We start from the raw sequence: 25,032 nt of genomic DNA on the forward strand, positions 1-25,032 counted from the left end.
CTGGTGAAAGATCGGGGCGGCGGGCCGGTTCAGCGAACCGCCTGATGCCCCATCGGCCCGTGGCCGGCGCCAAAGCCCGGCGCCGCGCGCAGGGCTGCCCGAACGAAAATGCGCGCTTTCGTGATCGCCTCATCCATGTCTAGCCCGGCCCCAAGCTGGGTGGCAATGGCACTGGCGAGGGTACAGCCCGTGCCATGGGTGTGGCGGGTGACGATGCGGTCCGAATGCCACAACCGATCAGGCTGGCCGGGGCGCACCAGCCGATCTTCCACCACCGGGCCTTCCGCGTCGCCGCCCTTGGCCAGGAAGCTGATGCCACGCCGGACCATAGCCTCGCCGCCGCCCAGCGCATCCAATTCGGGCACATTGGGCGTGGTCAGCGTGGCCAGCGCCATCAGCCGTTCGAAGGCGGCGATGGTATCGGCATCGGCCAGCACAGATCCGCTGGTGGCCACCATCACCGGGTCGAACACCACGGGCAGGTTCAGCCCTTCCAGCCGATCAGCCAGCGCATGGGCGATGGCCGGGGACCCGAGCATGCCGATCTTCACGGCGTCGGCGCCGATGTCGCTGAGGCAAGAATCGATCTGCGCGCCGACCATCTGCGCGGAAAGTGCCTCCACCGCCTGAACCCCGGTGGTGTTCTGCGCGGTGATCGCGGTGATGGCGGTCATGGCATACCCGCCCAGCATGGTGACGGTGCGGATATCGGCCTGGATCCCGGCGCCGCCGGAACTGTCCGAACCGGCGATGATCAGGACACGGGGCGGGGCCGGCGAAAGGGCCGGAACAGGGGTTTCACTCATCAGTCTTGTTTGAATCGTCGCTGGGTGGAAGGGGGATGGGCGTCGAGCCAGCGCTTGGCGCGCGTCGGTCGGTCGGTCAGTTCACCCGCGCAATTGGGGCAGCGATCATCCAGCGCATCGGCGCATTCGGCGCAAAAGGTGCATTCCATGCTGCAGATGAAAGCCCCTGGCGATTGCGGCGGCAGATCGACGCCGCAGCGTTCGCAATCCGGGCGCATTTCCAGGCTCATGCGGCGGCCTTCACGGCGGCGCATATATCGTCGACCACCTTTTCCACCAGCACGGCATCATCGCCTTCGGCCATGACGCGAATCTTGGGTTCGGTGCCCGATTTGCGGATTACCACCCGGCCATTGCCGGCTAGCGCGGCTTCACCGGCGGCGATCGCTTCCTGCACGGCCAGCGTTTCCAGCGGATTGCTGCCGTCATAAACGACATTCTTCAGGAATTGCGGCACCGGATCGAACAGATGCAGCAATTCGCTGGCCCGCTTGCCCGATGTGACGAGCGCCGCCAGCACCTGCAGCGCGGCGACGCAGCCATCGCCGGTGGTGGCGTGATCGATCAGGATCATATGGCCCGATTGTTCGCCGCCGACATTGTACCCGCCCGCACGCATGGCTTCGAGCACGTAACGGTCGCCCACCTTGGTGCGGACCAGATCCAGCCCGACACCGTTGAGCAGCCGTTCCAGCCCCAGGTTCGACATCACGGTTGCCACCACGCCGCCGCCGCGCAATTCGCCGGTTGCGGCCATGCGGGTGCCGATCAGGCCCATGATCTGGTCGCCATCGACCACCTGGCCCTTCTCATCGACGACGATCAGCCGATCGGCGTCGCCATCCAGCGCGATACCGATATCGGCGCCTTCTTCCACCACCCGCGCGCAGATCGCATCGGTGGAGGTGGAGCCCACGCCGTCGTTGATATTGGTGCCATTGGGTGAAACGCCCATCGCCACCACTTCGGCGCCCAGTTCCCAGATCGCGGTGGGGGCAACATTGTAGGCCGCGCCATGGGCGCAATCGACCACGATCTTCAGCCCGTCGAGCCTTATATGCGCCGGCAGCGATTGCTTGATGGCGTGGATATAACGCCCGCGCGCATCCTCGATCCGGCGAGCGCGGCCGATGGCATCGCCTTGCGCCAGCGGCTGATCTTCAAGCAACGCGCGCTCGATCGCCTCTTCATCCGCGTCGGACAGCTTGAAGCCATCCGGGCCGAACAGCTTGATGCCATTGTCGGCATAGGGGTTGTGGCTGGCGCTGATCATCACGCCCAGATCGGCGCGCATTTCGCGGGTCAGCAGCGCCACGGCCGGGGACGGCAGCGGACCGGTCATGATGACATCCATGCCCACGCTGGTAAAACCGGCGGTCAGGGCGGTTTCCATCATATAGCCTGACAGGCGGGTGTCCTTGCCGATCACCACCCGGTGCTTGTGCGATCCGCGCAGGAAATGGCGGCCGGCGGCCTGACCCACTTTCATGGCGGTGGCGGCGGTCAGCACGCCGGCATTGGCGCGGCCCCTGATGCCGTCGGTCCCGAAATAGCTGCGTCCCATGCGGTCTCCGGATCAAATTGCCCAAATCGGCCCAATCTGGCGTCCCGATTGCCATGGCCGGTTGCGCCGCTAATGTCACCCCACAGGAGCATCAATGGCAAAAGGCGAAAATTCCGCATCCCCGCCGCTCATCACCCTGCCGGCCGGCTGGACCTTCGCCGCGCTGGCCGCCGGTCTGGCGCTTGGCTGGCTGCTGGCGGGCACGACGGTGATCGATCCGGTGCTGTCGGTCACCCGCCCGATCGGCAATCTCTGGCTGCGGGCATTGCAGATGACGATCATCCCGCTGGTGGCCGCCCTGCTGGTGATGGGAATTTCCGGCCTGGTGGCGACGGCCCGCGCCGGGCGCATGGCGCGGCGCACGCTGCTGATGTTCTTTGTCGTGCTGCTGGGCGGCACTTTGCTGACCGCGCTGGCGATGCCGTCGCTGCTGGATTGGCTACCGGTCCCCGAAAGCGCGCGCATGGCGCTGGCCGGCGGGCCTTCCACCCCGCAGGCTGTGCCGGGGATCGGCGATTTCATCGAAGCGCTGATTGCCCCCAATGTCATCGCCGCTGCGGCCGAAACCGCGATGCTGCCGCTGATCATCTTCTTCACCCTGTTTGCGCTCGCCATCACGCGGCTGGCGGCCGAACAGCGCGATCTGCTGATCCAGCTGTTCCGGGCGTTGGCCCATGCCATGCTGGTGATCATCGGCTGGGTGTTGCGGATTGCCCCGATCGGCGTGTTCGCCCTGGCGCTGGGCGTGGCCGCGCAGAGCGGCGGCGGGGCGATTGCCGCACTGACGCATTATGTGGCGCTGGTCGCCGCATTTGGCCTGGCGGTGATGCTGGCCGCCTATGGCGTGGCGGTGGGTTGGGCGCGATTGCCGCTGCTGCGCTTTGCGCGGGCGGTGTTCCCGGCGCAGGCGGTGGCGCTGTCCACGCAAAGCTCGCTCGCCAGCCTGCCGGCCATGCTGACATCCTGTCGCGATCTGGGCGTGCGGGCGACGACGGCAGATTTCGTCCTGCCGCTAGCGGTGGCGATTTTTCGCGCGACCAGCCCGGCGATGAATCTGGCGGTGGCGATCTATGTCGCGAAGCTGACCGGAACCGCGATCACCCCGGCAACGCTGGCTGCCGGGGTGGCAGTCGCCATGGTCACGACGGTGGGTTCGGTCAGTCTGCCGGGAACCGTTACTTTCGTCACCTCAATTGGTCCCATCGCGCTTGCAATGGGCGTGCCTGTAGAACCGCTGGCATTATTGGTTGCCGTCGAAATGTTGCCCGACATTATGCGAACAGTTGGCAATGTGACTATGGATGTTGCCGTCACTGCTTCAGTAGATGCCCGAGTAGAGCGTGATCCGAAAGTTGAGAACTGATCTCAATAACTAAATGTGAGAATCAATCGCAACTGCAACGCGTGACTGTTGTGTGCGTTGCGTGCATGGACCGCTCAGCGATTCTGAACCAGGAAGGATTACTCGCATGGCATTCGAACTCACCCCGCTGCCCTATGACAGCGAAGCTCTGGCGCCGGCGATCTCTGCCGAGACGCTCAGCTTCCATCATGGCAAGCACCACAAGACCTATGTCGACAAGACGAACGCCGCCATCGAAGGCACTGAACTTGACGGCAAGTCGCTGGAAGACGTGATCCGCGCTTCGCGCGGCAGCAACCAGGGCCTGTTCAACAACTCGGCCCAGGTGTGGAACCACAGCTTCTACTGGGCCTCGCTTGCCCCGACCAGCACTGGCCCCTCGGGCGATCTGGCCGACAAGATCGACGAAGCTTTCGGCAGCGTCGAAGAACTCAAGACCAAGCTGGCCGAACGCGGCGTTGGCCACTTCGCCAGCGGCTGGGTGTGGCTGGCCGAAAAGGACGGCAAGCTGTCGATCGAAGAAACCCATGATGCCGATACGCTGGCAGACAGCGGCTTCAACCCGCTGCTGACCTTCGACGTGTGGGAACACGCCTATTACCTCGATCACCAGAACCTGCGTCCGGCCTATCTGAAGGCCGTGATCGAAGGTCACGCAAACTGGGATTTCGCCGCTGAAAACCTAGCACGCGGCACGGCCTGGACCTACCCGGCCTGATCCTGAACCGCTGAATGGAAAGGCCCGGCCTGCCACTGCGGCAGGCCGGGCCTTTTCTTTGCCTCTTTACTGCGCCAGGCTGATGCTGGCGGTTCCGGTGGCATGCACCGGCAGATACAGCCCTTCGCCGGCGGCGGAGATGCTGCCGGTCTGCACATCGTCGATCCGGCTGGTGATGATCAGCCCGCGTTCGCGCCTGCTGGCGATGGCGCGGGAAACCTTGTTCAGCAGCTTGTCATAATCGCGGTCGAAATTCTGCCCCAGTTCCCCGGCCACAATGGCGCTGACGGTGCGGGTGTTGACCAGATCGATCAGCAGGTCGGTGCCGATGGAATCCGTCGCGCCGGTTACCGTCAGATCGGTGAAATCGACCCTGCGGCTGTTGGCGGCATTCACTGGCCGTGCCGTCAGCCACACCGTGCCATGCGCCGGATCATCGCCAGCTTCTGCGGCGGAAAACTTCAGCCCCACGGCGATCTTGCCGCTCTCGGTTCCATAGATGGTCACCTGTTCGAACCTGGCCGTTACCGGCCCCATGCCGGGGATGATGAAGGGGCGCTGTGCACGCCTGGCCAGCGCGCGCGCCAATATGGGTTCGAGCACGGCATAATCGGCAACCACTGGCAGGGCGAAGCGGAACTGCCCGGCGGGCGCCGCCATCTGCTGCACGGCGGGCAGGGCGGTGGCGGGCGGATCGTCCGGCTTGATGCCGACAAAGGTTGCCGTGCGGGCAGAAAGGCCCAGCTTCACCGTCAGTTTCCGCCCGTCCAGCTGATATCCGCCGAAACTCAGCCCGGTGGGTACCACCTGCATCCACACCGCCGGATTCTGGCGGTTGAGTTCCAGCGTAGTGAAGGCCGCCTGCCAGGCGCGATCAATCTGCTGGCGTACGGGCAGGGCGGCGATTTCCTGCGCCAGCTGGCGTTCCACCTGGGTCATCACCGCCTGCAGCTTGCGGTCGGCGGCGCTGGTGAATTCGATCCGCTGGCCGAGGAACTGGATATGCGGCGCGTCGGTCCAGTCATAGCTGATGTCGGCCTTGCCGCGCAGCTGCCAGTCCGGCGTCAGATCCAGCCGCACGACCGCGCGCACGCGGGCATCCGCCGTGGCGGTTTCCTGCTTCAGCACCCCGCCGACATCGCGCGCCTGCACCTGCGCATGCAGCGGCATGGTGACGATGATATCCTGCCCCCGGCCTGACAGCGTCAGCCGCCCGCGCGTGACGTGGCCGACGATGTCGCAGCGGATATTGGGCGTCTTGATATGGGTGATCAGCATATCGACCCGTTTTGACGGGACGCAGACCTGATCCGGTTTGTTGATGTCCCACAGCTGGCGCGGGATTTCGTGTTCCAGCCGCGCGGCCAGCCGGCCCAGATCGGCCTGCACCGGCACCGCGATCACCGAATTCTGAGGTTCGATGACGAAGCGATCCTGCGCGCGGGGCGGCGGCTCGTTGTTCACCTTGCTGCCGCAACCCGCCAAAACCAGACCCAGGCTCAGGATGAGCGTGGCGATCAGTGGCGGTATCCGCGGTGCAGCCATTCAGTCGTCTTCCGCAAGCTGCAGCAAATTGCTGGTGAACAAAGGTTCGCCAAACATGAAGCCGATCAGATTGGGTCGGCCCAGGTGATCGATCAATGCCGTAATCGTAAGCAGGATCGGTACGGACAACAACGCACCAGTCACGCCCCAGATCCAGCTGAAATAGCTGAGCGCGAGCAGGATCATCACCGGGTTCATGGTGAATTTCGCCCCCAGGATCGTCGGGGTCACCACATTGGATTCCACCGCGTGCAGGCCCAGATAGGCGGCCGCCGGAATCAGGCCCACCAGCGGCGCATCGGCGGTGCCCAGGCCGAACAGCGTCAGCAGCGCCAGCATGATCAGCGGCCCCACATAAGGCAGGAAGTTCAGCAGTGCGGCCAGCCCGCCCCACATGATCGGCGCATCGATCCCCAGCAACCAGGCGCCGAAGGCCACCACCAGCCCGACGCAGGCATTGATCAGGCCCACGGTCAGAATATAGGCGGCCACCCGGTCCTGCACCGCGCGCATCACCCGCGCCGCCTTCACGCTGGTGCCGAAATGCTGCCGTTCCAGCAGCAGCCGGCGACGCAGCCGCACGCGGGCTTCGATCATGAAAAACGCCATCAGGAAGGTCAGCAAGACCTCCAGGATCACACTAGGCGTGGCAAAGGCGAGCTGTTCCAGCACGGATGGTCCGGCCAGCACCACCAGTTGGTCGTCGCCATCGCCCGTGATGCCGACCACCTGTTTGTTGAGCTCGGAAATCCAGGACAGATTGCCCTGCAGCTGATGAAAATGTTCGCCGATCCGGTTGACCATGGCTGGCACGGCATCCAGCAGGGTCACGGCCGGGCGCAGCACCGCCGTCAGCGCCAGCGACAGCGCGCCCAGAAACACCAGCAGCGCCAGCAGCGAGGCGAGGAAATTGGGAATGCCGATCTGCGCCATCCGGTCCGCAATCGGGGACAGCACGATGGTCAGCACGATGGCGGTAACCAGGGGCAGGAACACCACCGAACCGATCGACAGCACGAAGGGCAGGGCCAGGAACAGCCCGGTCGACAGCAGCAGCACCAGCACGGAAATCAGCCGCAGTTCCTGCGCGGCCAGCGCGGCTTTCACATCCTGCGCCGTCTGGGCGCCGGGCATGGCATCGGGTGACGCGGAATGATCGGTGGCTTCGTCTTCCGATGCGCGGTGCGAACTCATTGCGCGGCCTTGAACCCCAGGATGGAAAGCCGCCCCATGGGCCCTTGCCGGGCTGCTAGCAAGTGATCCCTATCGCGTCGGTTCGCTTACGCCGCGCCCGGCCACCACTTCGTCGAGTTCTTTCAAAATCGCGCGGTGTGCCTCGGTATCCTTGGATGAGCGGACTGGCATCGATCCATCGTCGATCATCGCGGCCAGGGCGGCACGTGCGCGGCCCACCCGGCTCTTGATCGTACCCACGGCGCAACCGCAGATTTCAGCCGCTTCCTCATAGGAAAAACCGCCCGCGCCGACCAGCAGCAGCGCTTCGCGCCGTTCTGCTGGCAGCGTCAGCAATGCCCGATGCATGTCGGACAGGTGCATCGGTTCTTCCTGCGCAGCTGGCGCGGTCAGAATGCGTTCGGCGACAGTTTCATCATATTCGCCCCGGAACCGGTTGCGGCGCATATCTGTAAGATAGGCATTGCGCAGAATGACGAAGGTCCAGGCACGCATGCTGGTGCCCGGTTCAAACCGGTCCTGCGCGGCCCATGCCTTGAGCAGGGTTTCCTGTACCAAATCGTCGGCCATGTCGGGCCTGCCGCACAGGCCGCGAGCGAAGGCGCGCAGATGAGGGATGACTTCGGTCAGCTGCCGTTTGAAAGCCCGCTTGTCGGAATCGCTGCGTGTGCCAGGTTCGGCGGTGTCGTTATCGCTCATTTGCCGCCATCATCCAGCTTGGCGAGCAAATCCTTGAACATGTCGGGAATGGGTTCATCGACCACGGAATTGTACAATTGCTTCAAGCCGGAAGCCCACTCGGGTTCCCGCTGATCGGTTTTGGCCGGCTTGCTGATTGCCTTTTCTTCGGTTTCGGCAACCTTGGCATCCTGGTTCGTGGCGGGATTGGTGCCGTTCACTGCGCTGACGTCCCCGGCTTCATCATTGTTTTCCAAACTGTTCATCAGATCTGCGTCATCGCCCCCGTAGTCCGCAACAAAGATGCAGCGTTTGCTATGCCGTAACGAACAAAGCTTTTCGAGCGCTGATGTGGAACGAAAACCCCCGCCTGTGGTTCCCGCTTCACGCATTCAATCGTCGAACTTTCTTCGGCGAGCGATTTTCGATCGGCTGCGGGTTGCATCATGCTGCTTCGGGTAGCATCGTCCAGCAGGCGACATGACAGGTGGATTCTTCAGCGTGCATCCGGGGGCAGGTTTGACGGCGGGGCGGCGGCAGTGACCGCACCGGATACGGCCCGCAGGCGCCGCGTCAGTGCTTGGCTGACGCGCTATCCCCGCGCTACGCCTGTGGCAATCTTCCTCCTGATTGCCGCCATCACCATTCTGGGCATCTTCGCGATCGAATGGGGGGAAGGGGAAACTGCCTCCGCCGATCTGCGCAGTCGGGCGAACAATATCGCCAGCGGGCTTGAACGCCGATCGGATGCCAGCAGCGCCTATCTGCGGGCAGGGGCGGCCTTGCTCGCGTCAGTCGATCGGGTGGAGCCCGCCAGCTTCCGCAGGTTCGTCAGCGAATTGCGGCTCGATTCCGATTTTCGCGGTGCCGAGGGGATCGGCTGGGGCATGATCGTCCGGCGCGGCGGAGAAGGCGCCTTTGGCGAACTGATGCTGGCGGAAAACAACATTGCTGTCGGCGTGCGTCCGGCGATTGCCGCGCCGCAGTCTTTTGCCGTGCCGGTCACCATTATCGAACCCGATTCCACCGCCAATCGCAATGCGCTGGGTTTCGACATGTATTCCGATCCGGTGCGGCGGGCCGCGATGGATCAGGCCGCCAGAACCTTGCGGCCGGTCGCCAGCAGCAAGGTCATGCTGGTGCGGGGCGACAACAGCGAAACCACCAATGCGGGTTTCCTGATCTATATGCCCGTGTTTGAGGCTTCACCTGGCCGGCCACGGTTGCGAGGCTATATTTTCAGCCCCTTCGACGCGCAGGATTTTCTTGCCTCCGCGCTGGAAGTGCAGGGGGCGGAAAGTCTCGCGGTCAAGCTGTACAGCGGCTCGAGCCCTTCCGCGCCATTGCTGGCATCGATCAACAGTGCCGAGGATGGGCGCAAGCGCGTGGTCCAGCGGGTCAATGTCGGTGGCCAGGAATGGCGACTGGAAGTGAGTTCGCGCGACAGCAGGATGCTGTCCGGCCTTTCCATGCTGACGCTGATCTTCGGCGCGCTGGTAGCCGGTCTGTTGATGGTCGTGGTGCGCATGCTGACGCGGCAGGCACAGGATGACGAGCGCCGACTGGCCCAGTTTGAGGAACAGGCGTCGATCCGCAATTCGCTGACCCGTGAGCTCAATCATCGGGTCAAGAATTCGCTCGCCAGCGTGCTGTCCATCATTGCGCTTACCCGTCGGCGTTCCAAGACGCTGGATGAATTCGCCGACGGTCTGGACGGGCGCATTCGGGCGCTGTCGGCCACCCATGATTTGCTGACCCAATCGGACTGGGGCACGACCCCGGTCCGTGCCGTGGTTGAAACCGAACTGCGGCCCTATGCCAATGCCAGCGATCACGAAATCGTGCTGAACGGACCGGAGATCTCGCTCGCCCCCAATGATGCGCTGTCGCTTGGTCTGGCAACGCATGAACTGGCGACCAACGCCGCCAAATATGGCGCGCTGAGCCAGGCTGGCGGCACGGTGTCGGTCAGCTGGGAACTGGTTGGCGAGGGTAAGGCGCGGATCGTGTGGAAGGAAAGCGGCGGCCCGCCGGTGCCGGAACAGCGCGGGCGCGGCTTCGGCACCGACCTGATCGAACGCGTCGTCGCCAATGAGCTGAAAACGCCGGTGGAGTTGGATTTCCCGCCAGATGGTGTGCGCTGCGTACTGCAGGTCTTGGTGCGCGAACACGGCGAATTCGCCATCCGCGCGGGCAAGTAATCTGACGCTTGCCAATTGGCTCCGGCGTATGCGGCTGGTGGACGCTCTGTATCTGACGTTATACAGCACGGGACATGATCCTGATCCGTCTCCGAAATCTGCTTCTCCCGCTGTTTGCCATCACCTTGCTGACCGCCTGTGCGGCGGAGGAGGATACGCAAGGCCCGGTGGTGTTGGCAGCGGCGAGCATGCAACAGGCGATGGACGATGTTGGCGCGGCCTGGGTGGCGCAGGGGCATGCCGCTCCAGTCGTTTCCACGGCCGCATCCTCAGCATTGGCGCGCCAGATCGAACAGGGTGCACCAGCCGATCTGTTCATTTCGGCTGACGAAAAGTGGATGGATCATCTTCAGCGGACGGGCCTGCTCCGCACGGGCACGCGCGGCAATATAGCCGGCAATGTGCTGGTGCTGATAGGCCGGAAAAATGGTGGCACAAGTGCAATCGAACTGGTGCCGGGCGCGCTGAAGGCAGCACTGGCGGATGGAAGGCTGTCGATGGCTGAGCCCGGCAGCGTGCCCGCCGGTCGCTATGGCAAGGCCGCCCTGGAAGCGTTGGGGTTGTGGGCGGAGGTGGCACCACAGATTACGCCGGCCGAAAACGTTCGCGCCGCGCTGGCGCTGGTACAACGGGGAGAGGCGTCGCTGGGTATCGTCTATGCCAGCGACGCACGGACCACGCCCGATCTGCCCGTTCGGGCGGCCTTCCCGCAAACCAGCCATACGCCCATCCTCTATCCGGCGGCGATAATTGGCGCGTCCAGCCATCCCGATGCGGCGGCGTTCCGGGCCTTCCTGTCCGGGCCGGAGGCGGCCGCGATCCTGGCCCGCCACGGGTTTACCCCGGTTCCTTCCTCGCAGCCATGATCCGGCCCGCATGAACAGCGCCCTGGGTGCAAGCGAATGGGCGATCGTCGTTCTGTCGCTGAAGGTCAGCCTGGTGGCGGTGATGCTGGTGCTGCCGGTCGCCTATGCGCTGGGCTGGCTGCTGGCGCGGCGGCGCTTTCCAGGCATGCTGCTGCTCGACGGGCTGGTCAATCTGCCGCTGGTCCTGCCCCCGGTGGTGACCGGCTGGCTGTTGCTGCTGCTGTTCGGGCGCAATGGCGCGATCGGCGGCTGGCTGGAAAACCAGTTTGGCGTGGTGCTGGTGTTTCGCTGGACCGGGGCTGCATTGGCGGCGGCGGTGATGGCGCTACCCTTGATGGTCCGCGCGATGCGCTTGTCGATCGAGGCGGTGGATCGGCGGCTGGTCGGCGCGGCGCGCACGCTGGGGGCCAGCCGCTGGTACGCCTTTCGCACCATCACCCTGCCGCTCAGCGCGCCGGGCATTCTGGCCGCTGCGGTGCTGGGCTTTGCCCGGTCGCTGGGCGAATTCGGCGCCACCGTCACCTTCGCCAGTAATATTGCCGGGGAAACCCGCACTCTGCCGCTGGCGATCTACACCGGCTTGCAGGCCCCGGGTGGGGAAGCACTGGTGACGCGGCTGGCGATCATTTCCGTCGTGCTGTCGCTCGGCGCTCTGCTGGCCAGCGAGTTGCTGGCCCGGCGCATGATGGGGCGGGGTGGCCATGTCCTTTGACGTTCACCTGAACCATGCGTTCGGCGATCGGCATATTGCGCTGAGGCTGCAATCCGATGCGCGACTGACGGCGCTGGTCGGCCCCTCCGGCGCGGGCAAGACCACGGTGCTGAACGCCATTGCCGGGCTGTTGCGGCCCTACAGCGGACGCATTGCCGTGAACGGGCAATTGCTGTTCGACAGCGCAACAGGCGTGAACCAGCCCCCCGAAGCGCGGCGGGCCGGCTATGCCTTTCAGGACGGGCGGCTGTTTCCGCATATGCGGGTTGCCGCCAATCTGGCCTATGGCGAACGTCTGGCACCGTCGGCGGATCGCTGGATCAGCAATGCCGAAGTAATCGATTTGCTCGGCATCGACCATCTGCTGACCCGTTTTCCGGCCCATCTTTCCGGGGGGGAGGTGCGCCGGGTGGCGATCGGCCGGGCGCTGCTGTCCGCCCCGCGCTTCCTGTTGCTGGATGAACCGCTGTCATCGCTCGATGCGGCGCGGGCGGAAGAAATCGCCCGGCTGATCGAACGGATTCGCGATCAGTTGGCCATTCCGATCTTGCTGGTCAGCCATGACCATGCGGAAGTCACGCGGCTGGCGGGCGAAGTGGTTACGCTCGTCTGACGCTACAGCATCGCCTTGACCGGCGGATCATTCTCTTCTGCGATCCGATCCCCCTTCCACAGCCGGTGCAGCCGGTCGCCGAGAAGGTCGCCCGGGCCGGTGGTGAATTGCGGATGGCCGAAATGGCCCATCACCTCTGCCTGCCGGGCCAGTGCTTCTCGATCCTGCGCGACCACGGGGCGCAGAAATAGCCGGATCGCCGCCTGTTTCAGCCAGCCCGGCGCCAGCCCGCGCGGGGTGGTGAAGCAGGCGAATGGCATAAAGCTGTCATTGGTAGATGGGGTGAAGAAAGCGGTGACGCACAGCGTCAGCCGCTTCGTCCCCTCCCACCGGGCCTGCACAATGGTGGGCGGGTAATAACGCGATATGCTGCGCGATCGGTCGCGCTCCAGGAAGCGGGACATCAGCCCCAGATCCGGCTGATCCTGTTCGATCACCATGTCGATGCTGTCGCCATGGCTGCGCACCTGCAGCGACACCGGCAGCCGCCGGTCGCGATGGCGGATATAGCCGTGGTGCAGATGGCTGGTGTGGAACGGATCCATTACATTTTCAATCGCGTCATAGGCCCGCCCGCGCCAAACGCCCTGTTGCCACCAGAAATGATCGAGCGCCGGATCGCCTATGTCGGGCGGCAGCACGGGTTCCGGCCCGGCCTTGTCCGACAGGGCCAGGAAAATGCCGCCATGCCGTTCGATAACGCGGATTGGCGCGGCCGACAGGCGGGCCGTGTCCACGCCCTCCAGCGTGCAGCCCGGCACGGCCACGCAGGCACCCGACGCGGCAAAACGCCAACCGTGATAGGGGCATTCCAATCCCCCATCGACCACCCGCCCCAGGGAGAGCGGATAGTTGCGATGCGGGCAGCGATCCACCAGCGCGCCGATGCCGGCTTCGGTGCGGAACAGGGCGATCGGCACGCCGGCCAGTTGGATTTGCCGCACTTGCCCGGCGCGCAGCTGGCGCGAAATCGCCACCAGATGCCAGGCATCGCGCACGGCGTCGGGCAGGGTCATCATGCCAGGCTTTCCCCGTTCCATTCGATATCGGCGGTGGTCATCGTGCTGGTGCTCTGGCCGTGCCGCAATCCGGCCAGGGCGAAGGCGCAACCATCGACCAGCGCGCCCAGCATGGGCCGGCGATCTCCCGCCCGGCCGATGGCGTCCTGCCCAGTGCGCAGGGCGGCGATCCACGGCTTCAACCGTCCGCGCTGGATGGCATTGGCCAGGCCGAAAGACAGCATCGCCGGCAGCAGATGCAATTGCCCCGGCTCTGCCAGTGCAGGTTCACTTGCGGTGCCGGCAATCGCGCGCGCCAGATCGCCCTGCCCGGCCAGAAAATGGACCCCACTGGTGGCGCGCGGATTGCATTCGATCAGCCAGGCCTGACCGGCGGCGTCGATCATCACGTCGCAGGCCAATTGCCCGCTGATCGCGCCATGCACGGCCAGCCGGCGGGCAAAGCCCAGCAGCATGGCGTGCTGTGCCGGGCTGAGCGGGGCGAAGGCGATGCTGGCGCCGCCCTTCAGCCGCCAGTCCGAATGATAGGCGGCAAAGGCAGTCACCTGGCCATCACGCGCCACGGCGTAGAAGCTGGCCTCCATGCCGGTCACCTTGCGCTGGGCGATCCAGGGGAGGCCGGGCAGGATGTCGATCTGATGCAGGCGTGCGGGGGCCGGGCCGATCAGGGCCGCCTCTCCGAAACGGCTGAAGCAGGGTTTGAACACCCAGGCGCTGCTGTCGCCTGCAAAACGGGCAAGATCGGCCTTGTTGGTGATCAGATGGGTTTCGGGAACGGGCAGGCCCAGCTCTGCCAGCAACAGGGCGAAGCCATGCTTGTCGTGCAATTGCCGCAGCCGGGGCAGGTGTGGCTGGAACAGGCAGGCGTCCAGCCGATCCTGCAGCGCCGGGGCGGCGAGATGAAACGCCTCTTCGCAGGTCGGCAGGATCAGGCGCGGCTGCACCTGATCGACCAGATCCAGCACGCGTTGGCGGAAGTGCTGCGGTTCACGGACCGGGCTGGGGTAGCGGTGCAGGCGCTGTACGGCGCGGGACCAGCGGCTGATCCGCGCCGGGGTGCAATCGGCCATATGCACCTCCCACCCGGCGGCGTGGAAATCGCGCGCCAGATCCAGCGCGCTGGCGGCGCGGGCACCGGTGATCAGGACGCGATCAGCCATTCCGCCACTCCACTCTGCTGCGCTTGGGGCCGGTGTCCGGTATGAAATCATGGGCTGGCTGAACCGGCACGGGCAAGCCCAGTCGCGCGCGCAGCTGCTCAGCCGCGAGATCGGCATGGTCCCGATCATGATCGGCGTGGAAATGCAGGGTCACACCCTCTCTGCCTGCCACCGCACGCCATCGGGTTTGCGGGCCTACCAGCGCATCCATGGTGTCGATCACCTGTCCCGGTGTGATGACCCGCCCGGGATAGCGCCAGATCTGCTGCACCCGGCCCATTGGCGGGGCAATCACCCGCCCGGCGAAGCCACAGGGGCAGGTTTGATCGGCCAGTTCCAGATAATCGTCCCCGCGCACGCGCACGATCGGTTGGCTGTGCCGCCGCAGATCGGTGATGATCGGGCGGAAACCCGGTGTGCCGTCCACCGGGCTCAGTTCGATATCCAGGCTGTGATCGTTCAGATGCAGCGCTCCCTGTGGGCAGGCAGCGCCCAGAAACCCTTCGGTCGCCTGGTAGATTGACCGGGGGCGCAGGCGGAAATGCGATTCCACCCAGTCAGCCTCGGCCCGGCTCATCGGCTCGCTGCCGTAGAAGAGATGGTGCAGGGTGGGCAGCGGCCCCTTTGCTGCATGCGCCATGGCCAGCAGACGGTGCGGTGGGGCGATCAGGATGGTCGGGCGCCAGGCCTGCAGCGCAACCCATGTCTGATCTGCCGCATGGTCGAGCGGGAAATGGGCGAAGGCGAAGCGCCCGCGCGACACATCGCTGTAAAGCGCGCTGTTGCTGCGCAGATGCAGCGCCAGCCGCTGGCGTTTCATCAGCGCCGCCAGCGGCAGCAGGCGCGCCAGGCTCTGGCCAATGTAGTCCGCCCGTTCCGCCGCATCGGCGATGAACAGCCCGCGCTGGCCCGCCGTGCCGCTGGAATACCCGACAGCGATGTCGCTAGGCCGGGGATGATCGGCCATCTGCCTGATCTGCGCCTCGGTAAGTCCCAGGCTGTTCCACTGCCCGTAATCGCGGCGGATTTCCGCCACATCGACGATCGGCACATCTTCCAGCCGCCCGCCGGCATGGGCCTGCAGCGCAGGCGTGCGGCGCAGGGCCGGTTGCAGCGCGCGCCATTGCTGCTGGCGATGGCGCTGCAGCCGCGTGGGCGACAGGCGCATGGCGCGCCGGGTCCGCCACCAGGAGGCGAGGATGCGTTCAGTTCCCATCACTGCCGCCCTGTTCGAACCGTGCAGCGGCTTGCGCGCAATGGGATGGCAGGATCACCAGATCGCGATTGCGGACATGGGCCTGATGGAGCCGGTCCAGCGTGGTCCGATACATGGGCGTGTCGCCCAGCAACGCCGTGGTCAGGCGCGGGGGCGGGCGGCGTTGCTCGATTGCCCGGGCAGACCAGACCGCATCGGCGGCAAGCAGCAGATATCGGTCGTCCTGCGTCCGCAGCGCCAGCCCCCAATGCCCGGGGCAATGGCCGGGCAGTTCCACCGCCAGCAGGCTGCCGTCGCCCAGAATGTCGCGGCCGGAGGTGAAGGGGGTAAACGCATCGGGCAGCAGGATTTCGGGTGCCTGTTCAAAGAATTGCGCCTGCTCATCGCAGGCTGGCGGCACCAGCCCGGCCAGCAGACCCTGCCGCACCCGGCGGAAACGGCCCGGTCGGCGCAGATTGTCCAGCCCGGCCCGCGCGCAATAGAGCGGCAGTCCCGCCAGATGCCGCAGCCCGGCGACATGGTCGCCATGGAAATGCGATATGATAACCCCGCTGATGTCCGCCGGATCCACGCCCTGGGCGGCGATCCATTGCCGCCATTCCAGTTCCGGCCCGATGGAAACCGGCGTCGTCCAGCGATAAAGCCGTTCGGGGAAGCTGTGCGTTTCGGCGATGAAGGCCGGGTCATATCCGGTGTCGAACAGCAGAATGCCGCGTTCCGGGTGGTGGATCACCCCGACCATGGCGGGGAAATCCACCGAACAGCGGCTGCCGCCCCGGATCGTCATCGCTTCGGAATGACGGCATGATCCGCGCGCCAGCCAGCGGAACCCCACGCGCTTCATCACAATTCCCCCATTGCGGCGCGCCGCTGCGCGTCTTCGATCAGCGTCGCCAGCGCATCATGGCGCGGGGCATAGCCGATCAGGCGTCGGGCCGGTTCCGGATCGAATGTCTGGGAATAACCGAGCGTTGCCAGCGTGTAACGGGTCAGCACGGGCTCGCCTGGCCGGTTCAGCAGGCGCGCGGTGCCTTCCATTCCCGTCGCCATCACCCGCGCCAGCCCGCGCGGCAGATGCACCAGCTTCGGGGCGCAGCCCAGCGCCCGTGCCAGGCTTGTGGCGATGTCGCGCACGCTGGCGGGAACCCCGCCGGAGATATTGATTGCCTCGCCGGCGATCTGCGGCGCGGCGTCTTCTGCCAGCATCACCGCATCTGCCGCATCACGCAGATCGGTCAGCTCGATCAGCGCCCGCCCGCCACCCGGCAGCGGCATGGCCCGGCGGCGCGCCAATTGCGCCAAGCGCGGCAGGATCACCTCATCCCCTTCGCCCACCAGCGCGCGCGGGCGCAGGGCGCAGCAGGCGAGATGATCGTCGTTGGCCGCGATCACCAGCCGCTCGGCGGCCAGCTTGGTGCGGGCATAGGCGTTGAGCGGTGGATCTGCCGGGGCGTCCTGCGGCCCGATCAACAGCCGGTCTTTGAATGTGGCGAAGATCGAGGGGGAGGAGATATAGACGAAGCGCCGGCAATCCGACTGGCGGGCCAGATCGATCAGCCGCTGGGTTACCACCACATTGGCGCGTTCGAAGTTTTCCGCCGGGCCCCAGCTGGCCGACAGCGCGGCGGCGTGGATGATGGTGTCGCAGCCGCCCACCAGCTGGCGCAGGCTGCGATCATCCGCCTCCACCAGATCGAGCGGAATGAAATGCGCGCCGGTGCCAGCAAACCTAGCCCCGCGTTCGGCCGACCGCCCGGTGGCCCGCACGCGATCCCCCCGCTCCAGCGCGGCGCGGACCAGCGCCTGGCCCAGCCCGCCGGTGGCGCCGGTGATCAGCATCCGGCGTGCCGTCATGTCCGCAGCACCATGGCGCCGGCGCTGATCCCGGCCGCCGTGCCGAGCAGCAGCACATTCATGCCCGGCACGATCCGGCCGCTGTCCAGCGCATGGGCAAGGGCCGTGGGGATGGAGGCGGCGATCTGGTTGCCGTGATCGGCGAAGATATCGATCACCCGGTCCATCCGTGGCGCGAACAGCCGGCGGACATGTTCGACCCCGGGGGCGCTGGCCTGATGGCAGATCACCACGTCGAGATCATCCCTGGTCAGTTGCGCCTGTTCCAGCGCGGCGGCGATGGTGGCGGGCAGGCAGCGGGCGGCCGCCTTGAAGATACCGAAGGCATCCATTTCAAAACGCGATCCGGCCAGCAGTGCGTCATAGCCGTCTTCCACCCGCAGCCGGGTGCCGCCCGCGCGCAGCTGCGCCAGGGCGTGGCCGGCGCCATGGGTGGCGAAATGCAGCCCACGCACCCCTCGCCCGCTGCTCGGGGCCGCCTCCAGCGCGACGGCCGCCGCGCCATCGCCGAAGATCGACCGGGTCTTGGGATTGGCAGGGTCGAGCCCGGCGGAGGCGATATCGGCGGAAAAGACCAGCACCCGCCGCCAGCGGCCCAATGCGATCCCCATCGCCGCCATGTCCAGCGCGACCAGGAAGGACAGGCAGGTCTGGTTGACGTCGAAAGCGGCAATGCCCGATTTTCCGAGCCCGAGCCGGTGCTGCACCAGCGCGGCGGTGGAGGGGATGGGCTGTTCCATCACTCCGCACCCGCCGATGATCACATCGATCGCATGCGGATCCCAGCCCGCCGCCGCAATCGCGTCAGCCGCCGCAGTGGCAGCCATCATCGAACTGGTTTCGTCCGCTGCGGCAATCCGGCGGGTGGCGATGCCGAATTCGGCCTGCGTCCATCCGCTTGCCTGCCCATGCCGCGCGTCGAGCTCTGTCGAAGTCAGCACCTGTCGCGGGCGATAGGTGCCCCAGCCAGCCAGTGTGAATTCCATCGCAACCATCGCTTTCCACCTTTGCACAGGCTTTGGATGGCACGAAATTATACAATGATCAATTTAAAAATATACATCGTTCAATTTGTTTATGGTGGCGCACCTTGCATCAGCAGCACGCCAAATCCCGGCAACACATCGCCATCGCCGGGGTTGACCGCCAGCAATCGCCGCCCCTTCGTGAAACCGGCCGGAAGCGCCACATCGTCGGGGCCGAGGTTGAAGGCGCAGCGGATGGCCTGCGCCCCTTCGCTCCGTTCGAAGGCCAGCATCTGCCCATGGGTGTGCAGCATGCCGAAGGTGCCGGTGCGCAGCGCCGCGTGGCTGCGGCGGAAGCGGAGCATTCGGCGGGTGAAGGAAAGGAGCGATGCCTCATCGCCATCCTGCACAGCGACGGCGCGGGCGCGGTTGGCTGCGCTCAGCGGCAGCCACGGCGTGGCTTCGGTAAATCCGCCATGGGCTGTGTCGGTCCAGGGCATCGGGGTGCGCACCCCGTCGCGGGACAGGGTCAGCGGCCAATTGGCGATCGCTTCGGGATCCTGCAGCAGTTCGAAGGGGATTTCGTCCTGCTCCAGCCCGAGCTCTTCGCCTTCGAACAGGATCGGATTGCCGCGCAGGCACAGCAGCAGCGCCATCTTCACGCGGGCAAAGGCGTCGCGATGCTCCGGCGCGCACCAGCGTGAGACGGCGCGGGGGGCGTCGTGGTTCTCGAACGCCCAGCTGGGCCAGCCTTCGCCCTTGTCGCCGGGCCATTGCGCCATGGTTTCCGCGATCAGCCGGGGGGTGAGTTCGGGGCTGTAGAGAAAATCGAAGCCATAGGCGCTGTTCAGGCGGTCATTGCCGTGCGTGTAGGCCCTCATTTCGGCCTGGGCGTTGTCCCCGCCGATTTCCGCCATGGTGAAAATGGCGCCGTAGCTGTCGCACAGCGCGCGCACGCGTTCGGCGAACAGCGGCATGCCGGGCTGCGACTGGCTGTGCAGCTTGATCTGATAATCGAACGGGCGCGAACGCAGCCGGCCGGTGTCGGGCGCGGGCGGATTGTTGCGCAATTGTGGATCATGCATCGCATGGTTCAGCGCATCCAGCCGGAAACCATCGACGCCGTGATCCAGCCAGAACCGCGCCGCCGCCAGCAGCGCGTCCTGCACCGCCGGAGTGTGGAGATTGAGTTGAGGCTGTTCCTTGAGGAAGCTGTGCATGTAATATTGCCGCCGGCGCCCGTCCCAGGTCCAGGCCGGGCCGCCGAACACCGATTGCCAGTTGTTGGGCGGGGTGCCGTCGTCCTTCGGATCGGCCCAGACATACCAGTCTGCCCGTTCATTGCTGCGATCTGCCCGGCTCTGGGCAAACCAGCCGTGCTGGTCGGAGGTATGGGCATAGACCTGATCGATCAGCACCTTCAGCCCCAGCGCATGGGCGCGGGCCACCAGCGCATCGAAATCCGCCAGCGTGCCGAACATCGGATCGACCCCGCAATAATCGGCCACGTCATAGCCGAAATCGCGCATGGGGGAGGGGAAGAAGGGGCAGATCCACACCGCATCGATCCCCAGATCGGCCACATGATCCAGCCGTGCGGTGATCCCCGGCAGATCGCCGATTCCGTCGCCATTGCTGTCCTGGAAACTGCGCGGATAGATTTCGTAAATGGTCGCGCCGCGCCACCAGGGCGCACCGGAAGAAGCCTCGGTACTGCTCATCGATCGGGTGCTCCCTGTTGCCGCCGGACGATAGCATGATTTTACAGACAGAGGAGCAAAAGCCGCCGGTATTGCGCTTGCGTTTCCGCCGACCTGCCTTAGTCTTGGTGGCAGCGCAGCAGACCGGTCGATGCTGCGCTGACGCCTGATTTTCGGCGGAAGAACAACGGCCGGGACGCGTAGGAGAGGACAGGCAAACGGGTGCGTTTCGCTCTGGCGCGCCCCCTTCCAGGAGAACGGCCCCTCATGTCCGATCCAGCGATATCTGACCCAGTCCGGCAGGCCGAAAAAATCGACGATCTGATCATCGATGTGCTGCGCCACCGCGTCGGCAAGGATGAACGCGCGGCCAAGCCGCATGACTGGTACACCGCCAGCGTGCTCGCCCTGCGCGACAAGATCATCGATGCCTGGATGGAATCGACCCGGCGGACCTATGATGCGGGCAGCAAGCGGGTCTATTACCTCAGCCTGGAATTCCTGATCGGGCGGTTGCTGCGCGATGCGCTGAACAACATGCAGCTGACGGGCGAGATGGAAGAGGCGCTGCGCAACCAGGGTTTCGACCTGGCGGTGCTGGAGGAACTGGAGCCCGATGCCGCGCTCGGCAATGGTGGGCTTGGCCGGCTGGCCGCCTGCTTCATGGAAAGCCTCGCCAGCCTGGATATCCCTGCCTATGGCTATGGCATCCGCTATGTGAACGGCATGTTCCGCCAGCGGATCGCCGATGGCTGGCAGGTGGAACTGCCGGAAACCTGGCTGAGCCATGGCAATCCCTGGGAATTCGACCGGCGCGAGGGCGCCTATCGCATCGGGTTCGGCGGCGAAGTCAGCGAGGATGGCGATGGCGTCGTCTGGAAACCGGGCGAAGAGATAGAAGCCAGCGCTGTCGATACCCCGGTGGTCGGCTGGCGCGGCAAGCGGGTCAACACGCTGCGGCTGTGGACCGCCCATGCGCTCGATCCGATCCAGCTGGCCGCCTTCAATGCCGGCGACCACATCGGCGCGCTGGCGGGGGAAGCGCGGGCGGACAGCCTGGTGCGGGTGCTCTATCCGGCGGATTCGACCCCGGCCGGGCAGGAGCTGCGCCTGCGGCAGGAATTCTTCTTCTCCTCCGCCTCCATCCAGGACATCGTCCGGCGGCATGTGCAGTATCAGGGCGATATCCGCACGCTGCCCGATCATGCGGCGATCCAGCTGAACGACACCCACCCGGCGGTGGCCGTGGCCGAACTGATGCGGTTGCTGGTCGATATCCACGGGCTGGAATTCGACGAGGCGTGGGACATTACCCGCCGCACCGTTGCCTATACCAATCACACTCTGCTGCCCGAAGCACTGGAAAGCTGGCCGCTGCCGCTGTTCGAACGGCTGCTGCCGCGCCACATGCAGATCGTCTATGCGATCAATTCCCGTGTCCTGCGCGAAGCGCGCAAGGCGGGCATGAGTGATCAGCAGATCGCGGCGATTTCCCTGATCGATGAAAATGGCGAACGGCGCGTGCGGATGGCCAATCTGGCCTTCACCGGCGCGCATTCGGTCAATGGCGTGGCCGCGCTGCATACCGATCTTATGAAGACCACGGTTTTTGCCGATCTCCACGCGCTGTACCCGGATCGGATCAACAACAAGACCAATGGCGTCACCCCGCGCCGCTGGCTGCAGCAATGCAATCCCGGCCTGACATCGGTGATCCGCGACGCGATCGGCGATGGTTTTCTCGACGATACGGAAAGGCTGGCGGATCTCAACGCGCTGGCCGGGGATGCGGTGTTGGGCGAACGCATTGCCGAGGCGAAGCGGAGCAACAAGCTGGCGCTGGCGCAGCATCTGCGCGATCTGACCGGCATTCGGCTGAACCCCGATGCCATGTTCGATGTGCAGATCAAGCGCATCCATGAATACAAGCGCCAGCTGCTCAATCTGATCGAGACCGTTGCGCTGTATGACCAGATTCGCAGCCATCCCGAACGCGACTGGGTGCCCCGGGTAAAGATTTTCGGCGGCAAGGCGGCATCAAGTTATCACAATGCCAAGCTGGTCATCAAACTGGCCAATGACATCGCCCGGCGGGTCAATTCCGATCCTTCGGTCAGCGGCCTGCTGAAGGTCGTGTTCGTGCCCAATTACAATGTCTCTCTGGCAGAGCGGATCATTCCGGCGGCCGATCTGTCCGAACAGATTTCCACCGCCGGGATGGAAGCGTCCGGCACCGGGAACATGAAATTCGCGCTCAACGGCGCGCTGACCATCGGCACGTTGGATGGCGCCAACATAGAGATCAAGGATCACGTCGGCGACGAGAACATCATTATCTTCGGCCTGACCGCGGACGAGGTGGCGCAACGCCGTGCGAACGGCTACAACCCACGCGAAGTCATTGAAGGATCAGCTGAATTGCAACAGGCGCTCAGCGCAATTGCATCCGGGGTGTTCTCTCCTGACGATCCATCCCGCTACACGGGCCTGATCAACGGCATCTATGACCATGACTGGTTCATGGTCGCGGCCGATTTCGATTCCTATGCCGCCGCGCAGCGCGATGCCGATGTCCGCTGGAGTGATCCGGCGGTGTGGCGCGAACAGGCGATCCGCAACATCGCCAATGTCGGCTGGTTCTCTTCCGATCGGACGATCGGCGAATATGCCAGCCAGATCTGGGGCGTGCGTTGAAACCGCCGGGATCGGCACTCGATGCGCTGCTGGCAGGCACGCATGCCGATCCCTTTTCCCTGTTGGGCCCGCATGCCGGGCCGGAGGGCACCTTCGTAAGGGCGATCCTGCCCGGCGCGGAGGAGGTGGTGGTCTTTGCCCTGTCCGGCGAAGAGATCGGCGCCATGGGCCGGATCGACCCGCGCGGCCTGTTCGAAGGCCATGTGACGGGCGCGCCGCAGCCGATCCGTTACCGCTGCCGCGCGGCAGGGGCGGAATGGTGGGTGGGCGATGCCTACAGCTTCGGCCCGGTGCTGGGCCCGCTCGATGATCTGCTGATCGCGCAGGGCACGCATTTGCGCCTGTTCGACAAGCTGGGCGCGCATCTGATCGATCATGAAGGGGCCGCCGGCGTGCATTTTGCCGTCTGGGCCCCCAATGCCAGCCTGGTGTCCGTGGTCGGCGATTTCAACGACTGGAATGCGGCGCGCCATCCCATGCGGCTGCGGCAGGATATCGGGACCTGGGAAATCTTCGTGCCCGATATCGCCGAAGGCCGCGCCTACAAATATCGCATCATCTGCGCCGATGGCACCGAATTGCCGCTGAAAGCCGATCCCTTTGCCTTCGCGTCCGAAGTGCGGCCCAGCACCGCATCGCTGACCGCGCGACCGGCCAAGCCCGACTGGGGCGATGCCGATCACCGGGCTTTCTGGTCCTCGGTCGATCCCCGGCGCCAGCCGATTTCCATCTATGAGGTGCATCCCGGTTCCTGGCAGCAGGATGACAGCGGCTGGTTCCTGACCTGGGACGCAATGGCCGAGCGGCTGATCCCCTATGTGGTGGAAATGGGCTTCACCCATATCGAATTCCTGCCGGTCAACGAACATCCCTATGATCCCAGCTGGGGCTATCAGGCGACCGGACTCTATGCCCCGTCATCGCGTTTCGGCGGGCCCGATGGCTTCGCCCGCTTCATCGACGGCGCGCATAGGGCGGGCATCAGCGTGCTGATCGACTGGGTGCCCGCGCATTTCCCCACCGATGCCCATGGCCTGGCCCATTTCGACGGCACGGCGCTGTATGAACATGAAGATCCGCGGCTGGGTTTCCACCCCGACTGGAACACCGCGATCTACAATTTCGGGCGCCGCGAAGTGGCCGCCTTCCTGCTCAACAATGCGTTGTTCTGGGCCGAACGCTACCATGTGGACGGGCTGCGCGTGGATGCGGTCGCATCGATGCTGTACCGCGATTATTCGCGCCAGGATGGCGAATGGATCCCCAATGCCGATGGCGGGCGGGAAAACTGGGAAGCGGTCGAATTCCTCCAGGCGATGAACCGCGCGGTCTATGGCGCCCACCCCGGCATCATCACCATGGCCGAGGAATCCACCTCCTGGCCCGGGGTGACCCAGCCGGCCTATTACCACGGCGCCCGCACCAGCCTGGGCTTCGGGTTCAAATGGAACATGGGCTTCATGCACGATACGCTCGCCTATATGGCGCGCGATCCCGTGCACCGGCGGCACCATCATGACGAAATCACCTTCGGCCTGGTCTATGCCTTCAGCGAGAATTTCGTCCTGCCGCTCAGCCATGACGAGGTGGTGCATGGCAAGGGCAGCCTGCTGAACAAGATGAGCGGCGATGATTGGCAGAAATTCGCCAATCTGCGCGCCTATTACGCCATGATGTGGGGCTATCCGGGCAAGAAGTTGCTGTTCATGGGCCAGGAGTTCGCCCAGCGCCGTGAATGGAGCGAGGCGCGCCCGCTCGATTGGGAATTGCTCGATGCGCCGGCCCATGCCGGGGTGCAGGCGCTGATCCGCGATCTCAACCACGCCTATCGCAATGTGCCCGCGCTGCATGCGCGCGATTGCGAGGATGACGGTTTCGAATGGCTGATCGTCGATGATCGCGAAAATTCGGTGTTCGCCTGGTTGCGCAAGGCACCCGGCAGCGCGCCGGTGGCGGTGATCGCCAATATGACGCCCAGGGTGCATCATAATTACCGCATTTCCCTGCCGCATGATGGGCAATGGAATGAAATCATCAACAGCGATGGCGCGCTTTATGGTGGCAGCGGGCAGGGCAATTGGGGGGCGGTGACGGTCACCGGCCAGCAGGCCAGCCTGACGCTGCCACCCTTGGCGACGATCATGCTGCAGTTTTCGGATTGAAG

General features: G+C 65.0%; 21 protein-coding genes and 1 pseudogene. 8 read left to right on the forward strand and 14 right to left on the reverse strand.

All coding sequences use genetic code 11. The features are described 5' to 3' along the window. Window positions 1–29 precede the first annotated feature (29 nt). Genes thiD through glmM form a run of 3 tightly spaced genes read right to left on the reverse strand, consistent with a single transcriptional unit; the run spans window position 30 to window position 2,370 of the window. Window positions 30–806 carry a bifunctional hydroxymethylpyrimidine kinase/phosphomethylpyrimidine kinase gene (gene thiD, locus GRI97_RS02820; protein ID WP_161389599.1) on the reverse strand — a complete coding sequence of 259 codons (777 nt, stop codon included), beginning with the start codon at window positions 804–806 and terminating at the stop codon, window positions 30–32. Next, window positions 806–1,036, reverse strand: a complete 231-nt coding sequence (locus GRI97_RS02825; protein WP_161389600.1) for a DUF1272 domain-containing protein — start codon at window positions 1,034–1,036, stop codon at window positions 806–808. Before GRI97_RS02825 ends, thiD begins: the two co-directional genes overlap by 1 nt. Further along, window positions 1,033–2,370, reverse strand: a complete 1,338-nt coding sequence (gene glmM / locus GRI97_RS02830; protein ID WP_161389601.1) for a phosphoglucosamine mutase — start codon at window positions 2,368–2,370, stop codon at window positions 1,033–1,035. The genes GRI97_RS02825 and glmM overlap by 4 nt, the downstream gene beginning before the upstream one ends. Before the next feature lie 94 nt (window positions 2,371–2,464). Here glmM and GRI97_RS02835 point away from each other — a divergent pair, with 94 nt between their 5' ends. Both GRI97_RS02835 and GRI97_RS02840 read left to right on the forward strand, forming a co-directional pair. Beyond that, on the forward strand, window positions 2,465–3,733 hold the full coding sequence (locus tag GRI97_RS02835) for a dicarboxylate/amino acid:cation symporter (RefSeq protein WP_161389602.1): 1,269 nt from the start codon (window positions 2,465–2,467) through the stop codon (window positions 3,731–3,733). A gap of 106 nt (window positions 3,734–3,839) precedes the next feature. Next, entirely contained in the window at window positions 3,840–4,451 is a 612-nt protein-coding gene (locus tag GRI97_RS02840; RefSeq protein WP_161389603.1) for a superoxide dismutase, read from the forward strand. A 66-nt stretch (window positions 4,452–4,517) separates the two neighbouring features. Here the strand turns inward: GRI97_RS02840 and GRI97_RS02845 are convergent, their stop codons facing one another. The 4 genes from GRI97_RS02845 to GRI97_RS02860 all read right to left on the reverse strand — a co-directional run bounded on the left by GRI97_RS02845 (window position 4,518) and on the right by GRI97_RS02860 (window position 8,134). Continuing rightward, complete coding sequence (locus GRI97_RS02845) at window positions 4,518–5,996, reverse strand: DUF4403 family protein (RefSeq protein ID WP_161389604.1); 1,479 nt, start codon at window positions 5,994–5,996, stop codon at window positions 4,518–4,520. Further along, window positions 5,997–7,190 carry an AI-2E family transporter gene (locus GRI97_RS02850; protein WP_235917587.1) on the reverse strand — a complete coding sequence of 398 codons (1,194 nt, stop codon included), beginning with the start codon at window positions 7,188–7,190 and terminating at the stop codon, window positions 5,997–5,999. A gap of 69 nt (window positions 7,191–7,259) precedes the next feature. Beyond that, a complete protein-coding gene (locus GRI97_RS02855) occupies window positions 7,260–7,889 on the reverse strand; it encodes a sigma-70 family RNA polymerase sigma factor (RefSeq protein ID WP_161389605.1) in 630 nt (209 codons plus the stop codon). Continuing rightward, window positions 7,886–8,134, reverse strand: coding sequence for a NepR family anti-sigma factor (locus GRI97_RS02860; RefSeq protein WP_161389606.1), 249 nt, complete (start codon window positions 8,132–8,134; stop codon window positions 7,886–7,888). The genes GRI97_RS02855 and GRI97_RS02860 overlap by 4 nt, the downstream gene beginning before the upstream one ends. Window positions 8,135–8,479: 345 nt before the next feature. Between GRI97_RS02860 and GRI97_RS02865 the strand changes: the two genes are divergently transcribed. From GRI97_RS02865 to GRI97_RS02880, 4 genes and pseudogenes are all read left to right on the forward strand, one after another. Then, the gene (locus tag GRI97_RS02865; RefSeq protein ID WP_328598488.1) at window positions 8,480–10,069 is read left to right on the forward strand and encodes a CHASE domain-containing protein; all 1,590 of its coding nucleotides are present in this window, start codon (window positions 8,480–8,482) and stop codon (window positions 10,067–10,069) included. 74 nt (window positions 10,070–10,143) lie between these two features. Further along, window positions 10,144–10,935, forward strand: a complete 792-nt coding sequence (modA, locus tag GRI97_RS02870) for a molybdate ABC transporter substrate-binding protein (RefSeq protein ID WP_161389608.1) — start codon at window positions 10,144–10,146, stop codon at window positions 10,933–10,935. Between the two features lie 10 nt (window positions 10,936–10,945). Next, complete coding sequence (gene modB / locus GRI97_RS02875) at window positions 10,946–11,647, forward strand: molybdate ABC transporter permease subunit (RefSeq protein ID WP_161389609.1); 702 nt, start codon at window positions 10,946–10,948, stop codon at window positions 11,645–11,647. 67 nt (window positions 11,648–11,714) lie between these two features. Next, window positions 11,715–12,260: pseudogene (locus GRI97_RS02880) on the forward strand (ATP-binding cassette domain-containing protein); the annotation flags it as partial. Between the two features lie 2 nt (window positions 12,261–12,262). On the opposite strand, the gene GRI97_RS02885 reads toward GRI97_RS02880, so the two are convergent. The 7 genes from GRI97_RS02885 to GRI97_RS02915 all read right to left on the reverse strand — a co-directional run bounded on the left by GRI97_RS02885 (window position 12,263) and on the right by GRI97_RS02915 (window position 20,195). Beyond that, on the reverse strand, window positions 12,263–13,279 hold the full coding sequence (locus tag GRI97_RS02885) for an aromatic ring-hydroxylating oxygenase subunit alpha (RefSeq protein ID WP_161389611.1): 1,017 nt from the start codon (window positions 13,277–13,279) through the stop codon (window positions 12,263–12,265). Beyond that, window positions 13,276–14,439: an ATP-grasp domain-containing protein gene (locus GRI97_RS02890; protein WP_161389612.1), complete on the reverse strand. Its 1,164-nt coding sequence runs from the start codon at window positions 14,437–14,439 to the stop codon at window positions 13,276–13,278. The genes GRI97_RS02885 and GRI97_RS02890 overlap by 4 nt, the downstream gene beginning before the upstream one ends. Then, window positions 14,432–15,655: a hypothetical protein gene (locus GRI97_RS02895; RefSeq protein WP_161389613.1), complete on the reverse strand. Its 1,224-nt coding sequence runs from the start codon at window positions 15,653–15,655 to the stop codon at window positions 14,432–14,434. The genes GRI97_RS02890 and GRI97_RS02895 overlap by 8 nt, the downstream gene beginning before the upstream one ends. After that, a complete protein-coding gene (locus tag GRI97_RS02900) occupies window positions 15,645–16,499 on the reverse strand; it encodes an MBL fold metallo-hydrolase (RefSeq protein ID WP_161389614.1) in 855 nt (284 codons plus the stop codon). Before GRI97_RS02900 ends, GRI97_RS02895 begins: the two co-directional genes overlap by 11 nt. Further along, window positions 16,499–17,509, reverse strand: a complete 1,011-nt coding sequence (locus tag GRI97_RS02905; RefSeq protein ID WP_161389615.1) for an NAD-dependent epimerase/dehydratase family protein — start codon at window positions 17,507–17,509, stop codon at window positions 16,499–16,501. Before GRI97_RS02905 ends, GRI97_RS02900 begins: the two co-directional genes overlap by 1 nt. Then, a complete protein-coding gene (locus tag GRI97_RS02910; protein ID WP_202392558.1) occupies window positions 17,506–18,495 on the reverse strand; it encodes a 3-oxoacyl-[acyl-carrier-protein] synthase III C-terminal domain-containing protein in 990 nt (329 codons plus the stop codon). The genes GRI97_RS02905 and GRI97_RS02910 overlap by 4 nt, the downstream gene beginning before the upstream one ends. An 89-nt stretch (window positions 18,496–18,584) precedes the next feature. Further along, the gene (locus GRI97_RS02915; protein ID WP_161389617.1) at window positions 18,585–20,195 is read right to left on the reverse strand and encodes an alpha-amylase family glycosyl hydrolase; all 1,611 of its coding nucleotides are present in this window, start codon (window positions 20,193–20,195) and stop codon (window positions 18,585–18,587) included. A 246-nt stretch (window positions 20,196–20,441) separates the two neighbouring features. On the opposite strand from GRI97_RS02915, the gene GRI97_RS02920 reads away from it, so the two are divergent. Beyond that, a complete protein-coding gene (locus GRI97_RS02920; protein WP_161389618.1) occupies window positions 20,442–22,868 on the forward strand; it encodes a glycogen/starch/alpha-glucan phosphorylase in 2,427 nt (808 codons plus the stop codon). Continuing rightward, window positions 22,865–25,030 (forward strand): 1,4-alpha-glucan branching protein GlgB, encoded by a 2,166-nt coding sequence (glgB, locus tag GRI97_RS02925; protein WP_161389619.1) that lies wholly within the window; start codon window positions 22,865–22,867, stop codon window positions 25,028–25,030. The genes GRI97_RS02920 and glgB overlap by 4 nt, the downstream gene beginning before the upstream one ends. The last annotated feature ends 2 nt before the right edge of the window (window positions 25,031–25,032 follow it).

This window comes from Croceibacterium xixiisoli (assembly GCF_009827305.1).
Classification (GTDB): Bacteria; Pseudomonadota; Alphaproteobacteria; order Sphingomonadales; family Sphingomonadaceae; genus Croceibacterium_C; species Croceibacterium_C xixiisoli.

Bases quoted from the DNA above. Each gene is read 5' to 3' on its own strand.
- glmM (WP_161389601.1), bottom strand. From the start codon at position 2,370: ATGGGACGCAGCTATTTCGGGACCGACGGCATCAGGGGCCGCGCCAAT.
- thiD (WP_161389599.1), bottom strand. From the start codon at position 806: ATGAGTGAAACCCCTGTTCCGGCCCTTTCGCCGGCCCCGCCCCGTGTC.
- GRI97_RS02910 (WP_202392558.1), bottom strand. From the start codon at position 18,495: ATGGAATTCACACTGGCTGGCTGGGGCACCTATCGCCCGCGACAGGTG.
- GRI97_RS02845 (WP_161389604.1), bottom strand. From the start codon at position 5,996: ATGGCTGCACCGCGGATACCGCCACTGATCGCCACGCTCATCCTGAGC.
- GRI97_RS02920 (WP_161389618.1), top strand. From the start codon at position 20,442: ATGTCCGATCCAGCGATATCTGACCCAGTCCGGCAGGCCGAAAAAATC.
- GRI97_RS02895 (WP_161389613.1), bottom strand. From the start codon at position 15,655: ATGGGAACTGAACGCATCCTCGCCTCCTGGTGGCGGACCCGGCGCGCC.
- GRI97_RS02855 (WP_161389605.1), bottom strand. From the start codon at position 7,889: ATGAGCGATAACGACACCGCCGAACCTGGCACACGCAGCGATTCCGAC.
- modA (WP_161389608.1), top strand. From the start codon at position 10,144: ATGATCCTGATCCGTCTCCGAAATCTGCTTCTCCCGCTGTTTGCCATC.
- GRI97_RS02890 (WP_161389612.1), bottom strand. From the start codon at position 14,439: ATGGCTGATCGCGTCCTGATCACCGGTGCCCGCGCCGCCAGCGCGCTG.
- GRI97_RS02900 (WP_161389614.1), bottom strand. From the start codon at position 16,499: ATGAAGCGCGTGGGGTTCCGCTGGCTGGCGCGCGGATCATGCCGTCAT.
- GRI97_RS02915 (WP_161389617.1), bottom strand. From the start codon at position 20,195: ATGAGCAGTACCGAGGCTTCTTCCGGTGCGCCCTGGTGGCGCGGCGCG.
- modB (WP_161389609.1), top strand. From the start codon at position 10,946: ATGAACAGCGCCCTGGGTGCAAGCGAATGGGCGATCGTCGTTCTGTCG.
- GRI97_RS02835 (WP_161389602.1), top strand. From the start codon at position 2,465: ATGGCAAAAGGCGAAAATTCCGCATCCCCGCCGCTCATCACCCTGCCG.
- GRI97_RS02850 (WP_235917587.1), bottom strand. From the start codon at position 7,190: ATGAGTTCGCACCGCGCATCGGAAGACGAAGCCACCGATCATTCCGCG.
- GRI97_RS02905 (WP_161389615.1), bottom strand. From the start codon at position 17,509: ATGACGGCACGCCGGATGCTGATCACCGGCGCCACCGGCGGGCTGGGC.
- GRI97_RS02840 (WP_161389603.1), top strand. From the start codon at position 3,840: ATGGCATTCGAACTCACCCCGCTGCCCTATGACAGCGAAGCTCTGGCG.
- GRI97_RS02825 (WP_161389600.1), bottom strand. From the start codon at position 1,036: ATGAGCCTGGAAATGCGCCCGGATTGCGAACGCTGCGGCGTCGATCTG.
- GRI97_RS02885 (WP_161389611.1), bottom strand. From the start codon at position 13,279: ATGATGACCCTGCCCGACGCCGTGCGCGATGCCTGGCATCTGGTGGCG.
- GRI97_RS02860 (WP_161389606.1), bottom strand. From the start codon at position 8,134: ATGAACAGTTTGGAAAACAATGATGAAGCCGGGGACGTCAGCGCAGTG.